Consider the following 12,113-nt stretch of genomic DNA (forward strand, 5'->3'; position numbering starts at 1 on the left):
AACAGTTGACAATGACATTTTCTGATTCACATATTTTTGAAAAAATAAACAAGGGTGACGATACTGCATTTAGCCGGTTATTTGATGAGTTTTATACTCCCCTTTGCTTTTTTGCCAACAGGTACGTGGCTGATTTGGATTTGTCGCGTTCGCTGGTACAGCAGGTTTTTGTTGATTTATGGGTAAAACGTGAAAAACTGAATATCCATTTTTCACCTAAATCATATTTGTATCATTCAGTAAGAAACCGTTCAATCGATTATCTGCGCACAGAGAAAAAAAGTATTCCGATTTCCGGGACCATCGAAGATAGCGGCTCAATCCCTTTTCATGATTTGGTAGAAGAAGCTGAATTAAATGATAAAATAAACAAAGCCATCAACCAGTTACCGGAAAAATGCCGCGAGATATTTGTTCTTTGCCGTTTTGAAAACATGAAGTATTCAGAAATTGCGAAAAAACTAAATATATCAGTAAAAACCGTTGAGATGCAAATGGGAATCGCCCTGAAAAAATTAAGGCAAAGTCTTTCTGATTATCAAATTATTAACTTGCTCATATCTTTCCAATCAAAAAAAAAATGATTCCTATTACAGGGTAAGATGCCGCTTTTTCGTCGTATTAATAATTAAACCGATAAAGCAAGGTGAAAATAAGCTCTGATAAAATAGATAATCTCATCGCCCGTTGTATCTCGGGAAATGCCAGTGCAGAAGAAATAAATATACTTAACGATTGGCTCGATAACTCTTCCGAAAACAAAAAGTTTTATAAAAAAAATGTGGAAGTATGGGAGAAAAGCAATGGTTGGCTGTCTGATTCATCTGTAAAACAGGATAAATTCGAACTACAAAAACGATTGACTTCTCAACTCGCCAAACAAATACGGCATACAAAAAGAATCTCATTTGTATATAAAATCGCAGCAATTCTGGTCATTCCAATCACTTTTGCTATTTCATTTTACTTTTTGGAGCAAAAACCTTCTGCCGGTGATGAACAGACACAAATTTGTGAAATAGCCGCACCAAAAGGACATGTATCAAAATGTATTTTGCCCGATGGTTCAGAAGTTTGGATAAACACAAACTCATCCATCATCTATCATACAAATTCGTTCAATAAAAGGGTCCGCGAGGTTGAACTTAATGGGGAAGCCTATTTTGAAGTTACCAAAAACAATGCGAAACCGTTCATGGTAAAAACTGAAATTGCCAATATAAATGTTACCGGTACTTCTTTTAATGTAAAAGCGTATCCCAAAGAAAAAGTTTTCGAAACAGTACTGGCTGAAGGAAGTATCGAAATGGAGTTAAATAATCAAAGTCACCAAAAAGTAAAACTTGTTCCGGGAGAAAGGGCAATCTATGAGGAAAATAAAAAAGGAATCTCGATAGAAAAAACAGAGGCTGACTTTTACACCTCATGGAGAAACGGAGAAATCTTATTTAAAGATGCAACCTTAAACGATCTCATAAAAGAACTTGAAAGGATATACGATATCAAATTTCACTTAAAGAATCCTTCACTTGGTGAATTCCGGTTTAGGGGGATGTTTAGCTACAACGCCAACCTGATTGAAGCGCTGGAAAAAATTAAAAGAACAGCCGGTATTAATTATTATATTGAAAACAAGGAAGTCTGGCTAACCAAAAATAACTAATATAAAAACTAAACATTATGATTGAAAAAATACGCTATGGTTAAGTTTTGTTAGACGGTTAATAGAGAAAAAGAAAGAGGGACATGTTGGTCGCATTCCCTCTTTAAAAACCTCATTAACCCGTATGAGCTAAATCAGTTTATTAATTAAAAACATTCAAATTTATGAAAAAAAAATTACAAAGAATGGGGAGTTTATGTCCCCGTGCTAAAAAACTAATGCTAATTATGCGCCTGACTATTTTGCTTATAGCGTTTTCAATCCTCTCAACCTCTGCAAGTGTGTATTCGCAAAGCACAAAGCTGACAGTTAAAATAAAAAACAGCCGGATTGCAGATGTTTTTGACGAAATTGAACAACAATCCGAATTTTACTTTTTCTACAACCGCGACAATTTTGATGATAACCGGCTGGTTTCGGTTGATGTGGAAGGAAAAACCATTGAACAGATACTGGATAAACTTTTTAAAGATCAGCCGGTAACATATGAAGTAGTTAACAGAAATGTGCTTATTAAAGCTAAAAGCGAATTCCCCGGAATCTCAGAAATGCAGCAACAACGAACAGTAAGTGGCACCGTGAGCGATTCCAATGGGCAACCTCTGCCTGGTGTAACAGTGGTGGTGAAAGGCACAATGAACGGCACGGTTACCAATTCAGATGGCAAATATTCTTTATCTAATATTTCAAATGAAGCAACAATATTATTTTCGTTTGTGGGGATGAAAACACAGGAAATTTTGGTTGAGACCCAAACCTTCATAGATGTAACAATGATTGAAGATGCAATTGGTATAGAAGAAGTTGTAGCAATCGGATATGGAACTATGAAAAAAAGCGATTTAACAGGTTCTGTAATATCAGTAAGTACAGAGAAATTGAACAAACGACCTGTTGTCAACGTAGGGCAGGCGCTATCAGGTATGGCTGCAGGAGTTGAAATTTTCGAGAGTAGTGGAACACCTGATGGCAACATTCGGATTCGAATTAGAGGAGATAATTCAATTAACTCTTCTAATGATCCTTTATTTGTTGTTGATGGTGTAATTGGGGTCTCTAATATTAATTTATTTAATCCAAGTGAAATCGAGTCTGTTGAAGTTTTGAAAGATGCTTCTGCAACGGCAATTTATGGGGCAAGGGGAGCAAATGGTGTAATTATAATTACAACCAAAAGAGGAATAAAAGGTCAGGTACCAATTATTTCGTATGACGGATATGTCTCTGCAGGATTACTTTCCAAAAAGATAGATCTCATGAATGCTGCTGAATGGTGGGATAATTATAATCTCACAATGGACAATGGTGCAAAATATGATCCGGAAGGTTATGCACAAGGCGTTCATAAAAAAGCAGATCCGGCAAGTATGCCAAATCTTTTTGACTCTAATGGAAATCCTCTTTATGATACTGATTGGCAAAAAGAAGCATATCCTACAGCATTCTCACATAATCATCAACTTAGTATTAGAGGAGGTGCTGAAAAAACCTTATATAGCGCTCATCTTAGTTATATGCAACGCGATGACTTGGCAATGAAAAATGATTATCTGAAAAGATACACAGGAAGAGTTAATTTTGACACAGAATTAAGAAGTTGGCTCGATTTTGGTGCTAATATGTATTTTAGTTATAGTAAAGGCAATGATAATTCCAGAACATACGGAATTAAACGGTTAGTTCAGGAAGCTATTCCAATTATACCAGTTAAATACCCAGATGGGACTTGGGGAAGTAATCGAGACTTTCCTGGTGGGGTTCAAGATACACCTGCCAGATATTTGGAAGATATAACTGACGAAACGTCAAATTCTCAAACGGTAGGTGATTTATATTTTGAATTTAAAATAACAAAAGATTTAAGTTTAAAATCAACTTTTGCAATTGACGTAGACAATAGTAAACGAAACTATTACTCGGGAAGAAACTTAATTCAGTTCAGTAAGAATCAAGGAGGTATTGCAACTATTGAGACACAAAAACAAATTTATTGGCAGAACGAGAATTATGTTAATTGGAATAAGGAATTCAATGAAAACAATAAATTAACTTTCATGAGCGGTGTTAGTTGGCAGCAACGTTCAGCAGAAAATGTAGGCTCCACAACACAAAACTTCAGTGATGATTTTTATCAGTGGCATAATTTAGGTGCAGGAACTGTTCCCAAACCGTCATCTTCAAATGATTGGCAATGGGCATTAAATTCTTATTTTACACGTTTTAATTACACATTCAAAAACAAATATCTTTTTACTACAACGGGAAGATTTGATGGTTCTTCGAAATTTGGGAAAAATAACAGATATGCATTTTTCCCTTCATTTGCATTTGCGTGGCGAGCTTCTGAGGAATCATTCTTGAAAAACAATACTCTCATTGATAATCTAAAAGTAAGGACTAGTATTGGAGAAACAGGTAATCAGGAGATAGGTAATTATGCTTTTTTACAGAATCTGGGTTCGTCTAATGTTATATTTGGCGATAATTATTATACTGCATTATATAGAAGTACTTTCGGAAATCCAGATCTTAAATGGGAAAAAACTCTACAAATGGATATCGGATTTGATATTAGTATTTTATCCCAACGAATAAGTTTATCTTCAGATTATTATTACAAAATTACAAGTGACTTACTATTAAATGCACCAATTCCAGGTTCATCAGGATTAAATTCAATAATGAGGAATATAGGTGAAGTAAAAAATCAAGGGGTAGAGTTAACATTAAATACTCACAATATTAAATCCAAAGATTTTAATTGGAACTCTGTCCTATTATTTAGCTCAAATAAAAATGAAGTCATAAAATTAGGCGAAAATAATGAAGACATTTTTCCCGAAAGTCATGCACAGGGAGATATTTCGATTTTGAGAGTAGGTGAACCGGTAGGATCTTTCTGGGGACTTCGAAGGTTAGGAACCTGGGGAGCAGATGAAGCAGATGAAGCTGCAAAATATAGCAGGCTACCTGGTGACGTAAAATTTGATGATCTCAATAATGATGGACAGATAAATAGTGAAGACAGAACAATCATTGGCTGTTCGTCTCCTGATTGGACAATGACATTCTCAAATTCAATATATTACAAAAATTTTGACTTCACTTTTGATATTCGTTTTGTAATGGGAAATGATGTAATAAACTTAGCAACTCACAATGCAGAAGATCGTTCAGGTGTTGCAAACGGATGGAAATCAAATTTAAATGCATGGACATCAGATAATCAAAATACAATGGTGGCAGAACGAAGGCCAATGAGAGCCTATTATGATTCCTATCCTGATTCGCATTGGGTTCAGGATGGTTCATTTATAAGAGGTCAAAACTTTGTTTTGGGTTACAACTTTGACGAAAGTATTCTCGATAGAATAAAATTTAATAGTTTAAGAATATATGTTAGTGCCCAAAATTTATTCTGTATTACAAATTATAACGGATATGATCCGGAGATTTCAACAAGATCTTCAGCAACCTTTGGACAAGGTATTGACGACTTTGCTGAGCCCAAAAGAAGAACTTTTACTTTCGGACTAAATGTAAACTTTTAAACTAAAGGCAAAATGAAAAATTATATAGTACTATTTATTTCCATTTTATTATTATTCTCCTGTGAAGATTTTTTGGATGAAAAACCAACGGGAACAATGACAATAGATTCAGAACTGACAAGCGATGAATCAGCACAGGCACTAGCTAACAGTGCTTATGTTAATTCAACTGTGTTTTACACTTCTGCAGGGAGTTGGGGGGGGAATACCACTTTGTTACTCGAATATATGACAGGCAAAGTAACATCTGAAAATTCGCAATCAAATTTTAATGAGTTTCAAAATTTAATTGTAAGTGATCGCACTTTATACCTCCAGGAATGGTGGGAAAATTGTTATTCAGGAATTTCAAAGTGTAATCTGGCAATTCAGAAACTTTCAGAGTTTGAAGATATTAATGAAGAAACTATTAATAACTACCAAGCCGAAGTAAGATTTATGAGAGCTTTATACTACTTTTATTTAGTTCGTATATTCGGAGATGTTCCAAATATTCAGAGTGTACAATATGAGTTGGGAGAGCTGCAAGTAGAAAGAAAGCCTGTTAAAGAAATTTATGATGAAATAATTATTCCAGACCTTCTTTTCGCTGAAAAATCAGAACTACCTTTTGTTGATAATTCGGGAAGAACGTCAATAGCCGCAATTAAGGCTCTACTCGCTGATGTTTATCTAACATATGCAGGATATCCTATTCAAGGAGGAAATGAATACTACTCTGAATCTGCAAAACGTTCGTTAGAAATAATTGAATCAGGTAATTTCTCACTTTTTAACGATTATGAAGCGCTAAGGAATCCAGCAAACAATAATCAAGGGGAATTCATATTTCAAGTCCAGTTTTCTTTGGATAAAAGACACAACGATGGAGTTTTGCTCTATTTACCATCTCGTTCAGGAATCTCTGCTTTTAACCTGGAATATGGAAGCTTGATTCCCTCAGAGAAATTTGTAAATAGTTTTGAGCCTAATGATAAAAGAGCAGAAGAAAAACAATTCTTTTTTAGCACATACAAAGGTCATCCAAGTAAATTCTCACCGGGTGCTCCAGAACTAGATTTTATGGACTTAGGTGCTCATTACGTATATAAATTTTTTGATAAAAATGCAATCGATGTTACTGCAAAATCATATCTAAATTGGACAATTTACAGATATGCTGATATTTTGTTAATGTACGCAGAGGCACAAGTTCTTTCTGATGGACAACCCAATCAGACCGCGTTTAATTCTTTGAATTTAATAAGAAACAGAGCAAACCTATCTGATTTTACTGATTCTAATTCTGATAATTTCAAAAAAGCTGTTTGGGATCAAAGATATTTTGAATTGTGTTTTGAGAATAAAATGTGGTTTGACATGTTGCGGAACAGGATGATAAGAGACGATGAATCTGGGGAATATATAAATTTTGTTGGATATACAAATAATTGGGGAAAAACATATTCTGAGACCCAATTGCTTTTCCCGATACCACTTAGTGAAATGCAAGCAAATTCTAATCTGATTCAAAATTCTGGATACTAATTTTAATATTAATTCCGGCGTTGGTAGTACAACAATGCCGGAATCTTTTTATTAACCTCTGATAAAGAAAGTTTTCAATTAACAATTTTAAAAATGAAAGTTCAATTCTTTAGTTTTCTTTTTTTTGTTGCGACAACTTTTATCCCTCAATTAAGTAAAGCTCAGGAGATGCCCAATATTATCTTTATTTTTGCTGATGACATGGGGTACGGCGATGTCTCTTGTAATAATCCTTATTCCAGAGTTTCGACCCCAGCAATAGATCAATTAGCAAAAGAAGGAATTCGTTTTACCGAAGCACATTCTGCGGGTTCTGTTTGCACCCCATCCCGGTATGGCCTTATTACTGGACGATATTTTTTTCGTGCTCCAAAACAACGTTCCCATTGGGGATATTTATCTCCTTATATAAGTCCGGAGAGAGAAACTATTGGAGATATGTTGAAAAAAAGTGGATATACTACGGCTTGTATTGGAAAATGGCATTTAGGTTTGAATTGGCAGCGCAAAGATAAATCATTACCTCTTATTGAAGCACAGGGAAGAGCAGGTTATACCAATGTCGATTTTAGCTTACCTGTATCTGGAGGTCCTTATGATTTAGGATTCGACTATTCTTTTATTATGCCTGCCTCCCTCGATATGCCACCTTATGTTTTTGTGAAGAATAATGAAGTTGTAGATCAAGAAATAATATTAACTGCTGATATGTATCCCAACCGTTTGGAAAAAACTGAATTTGCCTGGGATAAGAAATATATTAATGACGATGATATTTACTGGGAACGCGGCGTATGGTGGAGAAACGGAGAAATGTCAAAATCATTTAACGTTGAGGAATGTCTGGATGCTATTACAAAAGAAGGACTTGCGTTTATTGAACGGGTATCAGAAACGGAAAATCCATTCTTTCTATATTTACCTCTTACCGGACCACATACTCCTTGGGTACCTAACAAACATTTTAAAGGAAAGACAGGGTTGGGTACTTATGGCGATTTTATTATGCAGATTGATAATATTGTAGCTCAAATTACAGAATTAATAAAGGAACAAGGCATAGAAAAAAACACAATGATAATTTTTTCAAGTGACAATGGTGCTGCCTGGGAGACAGAAGATATACTCCAATATGCCCATCAAAGTAATTGGGGAAGAAGAGGAATGAAAGGTGATACATGGGATGGTGGACATCACATTCCTTTAGTAATAAAATGGCCGGAGAAGATAAAGGCTGGAACAATTTATAATTATGACATAGGTCTAACTGATTTTTATGCAACTTTTGCAGACATGACACATCAGGAAATGAATGAGAATGAAGCTGAAGATAGCTATAGTTTTATGACCGTGTTAAACGGAAATCGGGAAGAAAAGTTTCGTGATCATATTATTTATTTATCATCTTCTGGTAAATTAGCAATAAAAAAGGGAGATTGGAAATATATTCAAGGATTGGGTTCTGGCGGATTTTCTTATCCGGCGAATCTTTCACCTGTTAAAAATGGTCCAACCAGTCAACTCTACAATATGAAAAAGGATATCGAGGAAAAAAATAATCTTTTCCTACAAAAGCCGAAAATTGCGGAAGAACTAAATACCTATCTCAAAAAACTTGTTGAAAATGGATATAGTAGAACTAGGTAAAAAAATAATTGCAAAGTTTCGAATCAATAAGTCTTTTTTTGGGATTGCTTATTTACTATTTATATTAGGAGGATGTAAGCTTTCCAAAGAAGATGTACAACAATATCCCAATGTTATTGTTATACTCTCTGATGATCAGGGGTGGGGCGATTTAAGTTTTACCGGAAATACAAATATAAACACACCAAACATCGACAAACTGGCAGAAACAGGAGCTTTTTTCGACCGCTTTTATGTTTGCCCGGTGTGCTCCCCTACCCGCGCCGAGTTTTTAACCGGCAGATATCATGTGCGGGGCGGGGTTTATTCAACATCGGCAGGTGGTGAACGGCTCGATTTGGATGAAACAACCATTGCCGAAGTGTTTAAAAATGCCGGGTACAAAACCGCTGCCTACGGAAAATGGCATAACGGGATGCAACCTCCTTATCACCCAAATGCCCGTGGTTTTGATGATTTTTACGGATTTTGTTCCGGCCACTGGGGAAATTATTTTAACCCGATGCTGGAACACAACGGCGAAATTGTAAAAGGGGAAGGTTTTATCATTGATGATTTAACCAATCATGGAATAAATTTTATTGAGCAAAACAGAGAAAATCCGTTCTTTTTATACCTGCCTTTAAACACGCCACATTCGCCAATGCAGGTGCCCGATGAGTATTGGAACCGGTTTGAAAATAAAGACCTGGAAATGCGGAACCGGAATCCCGAACTGGAAAATATTCAGCACACAAAAGCCGCGCTTGCCATGTGCGAAAATATAGACTGGAATGTGGGAAGGATTATTCAAAAACTCGATGAATTGAATCTCTCAGAAAACACCATTGTACTTTATTTCTCTGATAATGGTCCCAATGGCTGGCGCTGGAACGACGGCATGAAGGGACGGAAAGGCTCCACAGATGAAGGCGGTGTTCGTTCGCCGTTTTTTATAAAATGGCCAGGAAAAATTGAAGGTGGAAAAAAAATAGAAACCATTGCCGCTGCCATCGACCTGTTGCCAACACTTACTGATCTTGCAGGTATTGAACATCAAACAAATAACCCGCTGGACGGCGTAAGTTTAAAACCGCTGTTAACCGAAGAAAGTCCGGACTGGAACGAACGGTATATTTTTAACCACTGGGGAAAAAGAACCAGCGTACGCAATCAAAAATACCGGCTGGACAATGACGGAAAATTATTTGATATGGAAAACGATCCGGGACAGAACAATGATGTTTCAGGGAACTTTGTTGAAATTGCCGGGCAAATGAATTCCGCCAAACAAAACTGGGAAAATGATGCGCTGGCCGAGCTTCCTGAAACAGACACCCGCTCGTTTACCATTGCCCATCCTGATTTTGTCTGGACACAAATTCCGGCACGCGACGGAACGGCTCACGGAAATATCCAACGCTCGAACCGCTACCCGAATTGTTCATTTTTCACCAACTGGATTAGCACAAACGACAGTATCACCTGGGAGGCCGAAGTACTTGCTGACGGTGATTTTGAAGTAACCGTTTATTACACCTGCCCTGCCGAAAATACTGGTTCAACTTTCCAGCTGAGTTTTGGTAATAAAAAATTGGTTTCTAAAATAACGGAAGCGCACGACCCTCCGCTAACAGGAATGGAACACGACCGTGACCCACGAATTGAATCGTATGTAAAAGATTTCAAACCCTTAAAAATGGGGAGCATTCATCTGGAAAAAGGTAAAGGTACATTGGCACTGAAAGCACTTGAAATACCGGGCTCACAAGTAATGGATTTCCGGCTTTTGATGTTGAAAAGAACTATTTGATTAAATTAATGTACTGGCTAATAGCAATTTGATATAACTATCTTATATTACCAGACAAAATCATTATTTCATCCATTCAACGCCGGGGTTGTCTCAATAAATCGACAATTTCTAATATAGCTGGATGTTTAATCACCTGCTTAGCAGTTCCTCCCAAACAAAGCTAACCATCTAAAAACTACCGGGATGTTCCAACGCATCCCGGTTTAAAAATATAAAGCTGGATATCCAATCCCCCATCAGGTATTCTGTATCCAAGATCCAGCATCCAACCTCAAGGAATTTTGATTAAAACGTTCTGCAAACCGCTTGTTTTGTATTGTGAGCGCCAGAAATTGCGTTGTGGAGGCTCAATTTCCATTGGGAGCACCAGAAATTGCGTTATGGAGGCTCATTTTCCGCTGTGGGTATATAAAATCTCGTTGTGGAGGGGGTGATTCCCATTGTGAGACTGAAAATTTTCGCTGTGGCGGGTCATTTTTCGTTGTGGACACAAAAAATTGTATTGTGGCGGGTGAAAAGTCGTTGGGAAGGGTAAAAAGCCCCCGTGGAGGGTCAAATTCCACAGGGACTCTTAAAATCAATATTTTACAATTGATAACATCCTGCACTCCTGGTGCAGGGATTATTAAAACTTACAGGGTAAATACCCTGTAATATTTTCTTTTCATTCCCCTCTTTCGGAGGGGTTAGGGGAGGCTCTACGCATAGTATCTTTTCAATTTGTTTTCGTCTTTCCAGAATACATACTGGCCATATTCGCGAATTATCCGGGCTTTATCGGCCAGCAGCGTATAAGCCTTGTCGCGCAACACTTTAACATCGTTGCCTTCGCCGGCAGCGCCATTTGAAGCAGCCAGCAATTCCGACATACTGTGCGAAAGAGCACGTGACTGCGCAAGTTTTTCCAAATCGAAATTAATAGCTGTCAGTGGTGCCGGGTATTTCTCGCCCAAAACAGCCAGTTCAAGCAAGTCCTGTACCATGTCGGCATTACTTCCGCCTTCGCGGATACGCATCACTTTCTTTTTCACATCGCCAATATTGCGGTAAGCAAAAGAAAAATTATGCAGGAGTTCATCACGGAATTCAAAAGCCCCGGGCGATTGCTCTTTCCATTGGTTTTGAGCTTCCTCACGTGCCCTGAAGATACTCATCCAGTTGGCCTGGCAATAACGTAGTGCACCACTCATCGGCGTTAATTCGTCAATCAGCGTCACATCCAGGCCGGCAGCTGCCAGGGCATCGCGGTCTTCGTTGGCATCAACAGCCAGGGTTTCGGTACTTGCCACAAAATCATCGACAGGGAGATTTGGAAGCTTAACATCTTTTGCCGGAACGTTTTCAATGACCTCTTTCCATTGTTCAAAATCTTCGGAATAAGACATAATTTTGTATTTTTATACTGTTAATATTATGCCCTTTTAAGGGCGTTATTGATCTCTGCCGGCAGGCCCCGTTAAAGCTTGCCGGTTTTTTTCTATTCAGGGTTAAATACAATTCTTTTTTAGCTATTTTTTTCAGTGTTCAAGGTTATTTCCATGATTCTTGAGTTTGTAAGTAGCTCAATTTATGAATTATTCGAGAAAAAAAGAATCAAAGTATCGGGAAATGTTGAAAAACATTCATATCGCTTATTTATTTCCAGTTTTTAAATTCAATTTTCCGTCTTAATAAAAAAACGTAAGTTAATTCAGGTGAGAAAATGTCTTATTTAATAAATCAAGAATAACAACAACTAAATTTCCAACTCAAAATATAAAACTCTATATATCATGAAATTCTCAAAACGTTTGATCGCTGTATTTTTGTTCATTCTGACAAGTACTGTTTTTTTTGGTTTTCGTTCATCAAAAGCAATGGATAACAATCCCCCGAATATCGTTTTGATATACCTTGACGACATGGGTTATGGCGATTTGACTCTTACCGG

7 protein-coding genes are annotated in these 12,113 nt (G+C 37.0%); 6 read left to right on the top strand and 1 reads right to left on the bottom strand.

Annotated features, from left to right (window positions below; translation table 11 throughout):
- The first annotated feature begins 11 nt into the window (after nt 1-11).
- The 6 genes from K5G00_RS24830 (at nt 12) to K5G00_RS24855 (ending at nt 10,180) form a co-directional block, all read left to right on the top strand.
- Nucleotides 12-584 (top strand): RNA polymerase sigma-70 factor, encoded by a 573-nt coding sequence (locus K5G00_RS24830; protein ID WP_238769213.1) that lies wholly within the window; start codon nt 12-14, stop codon nt 582-584.
- Between the two features lie 62 nt (nt 585-646).
- Nucleotides 647-1,663 carry a FecR family protein gene (locus tag K5G00_RS24835; RefSeq protein ID WP_238769214.1) on the top strand — a complete coding sequence of 339 codons (1,017 nt, stop codon included), beginning with the start codon at nt 647-649 and terminating at the stop codon, nt 1,661-1,663.
- Nucleotides 1,664-1,827: 164 nt separating this feature from the next.
- Nucleotides 1,828-5,214, top strand: a complete 3,387-nt coding sequence (locus tag K5G00_RS24840; protein WP_238769215.1) for a TonB-dependent receptor — start codon at nt 1,828-1,830, stop codon at nt 5,212-5,214.
- A gap of 12 nt (nt 5,215-5,226) precedes the next feature.
- Nucleotides 5,227-6,741 carry a RagB/SusD family nutrient uptake outer membrane protein gene (locus tag K5G00_RS24845; protein WP_238769216.1) on the top strand — a complete coding sequence of 505 codons (1,515 nt, stop codon included), beginning with the start codon at nt 5,227-5,229 and terminating at the stop codon, nt 6,739-6,741.
- A gap of 93 nt (nt 6,742-6,834) precedes the next feature.
- Nucleotides 6,835-8,388, top strand: a complete 1,554-nt coding sequence (locus K5G00_RS24850; RefSeq protein ID WP_238769217.1) for a sulfatase family protein — start codon at nt 6,835-6,837, stop codon at nt 8,386-8,388.
- On the top strand, nt 8,366-10,180 hold the full coding sequence (locus tag K5G00_RS24855; RefSeq protein WP_238769218.1) for an arylsulfatase: 1,815 nt from the start codon (nt 8,366-8,368) through the stop codon (nt 10,178-10,180). Before K5G00_RS24850 ends, K5G00_RS24855 begins: the two co-directional genes overlap by 23 nt.
- 701 nt (nt 10,181-10,881) lie before the next feature.
- On the opposite strand, the gene K5G00_RS24860 is transcribed toward K5G00_RS24855, so the two are convergent.
- Nucleotides 10,882-11,568, bottom strand: coding sequence for a hypothetical protein (locus K5G00_RS24860; RefSeq protein ID WP_238769219.1), 687 nt, complete (start codon nt 11,566-11,568; stop codon nt 10,882-10,884).
- Between the last annotated feature and the right edge of the window lie 545 nt (nt 11,569-12,113).

Origin of the sequence: Maribellus maritimus (assembly GCF_022267315.1) — a bacterium.
In the GTDB taxonomy this organism is placed as follows: Bacteria; Bacteroidota; Bacteroidia; order Bacteroidales; family Prolixibacteraceae; genus Draconibacterium; species Draconibacterium maritimum.

What these genes read in the sequence shown, in the direction of transcription:
- K5G00_RS24855 (WP_238769218.1), top strand. Translation starts at nt 8,366, where the DNA reads ATGGATATAGTAGAACTAGGTAAAAAAATAATTGCAAAGTTTCGAATC.
- K5G00_RS24860 (WP_238769219.1), bottom strand. Translation starts at nt 11,568, where the DNA reads ATGTCTTATTCCGAAGATTTTGAACAATGGAAAGAGGTCATTGAAAAC.
- K5G00_RS24845 (WP_238769216.1), top strand. Translation starts at nt 5,227, where the DNA reads ATGAAAAATTATATAGTACTATTTATTTCCATTTTATTATTATTCTCC.
- K5G00_RS24830 (WP_238769213.1), top strand. Translation starts at nt 12, where the DNA reads ATGACATTTTCTGATTCACATATTTTTGAAAAAATAAACAAGGGTGAC.
- K5G00_RS24840 (WP_238769215.1), top strand. Translation starts at nt 1,828, where the DNA reads ATGAAAAAAAAATTACAAAGAATGGGGAGTTTATGTCCCCGTGCTAAA.
- K5G00_RS24850 (WP_238769217.1), top strand. Translation starts at nt 6,835, where the DNA reads ATGAAAGTTCAATTCTTTAGTTTTCTTTTTTTTGTTGCGACAACTTTT.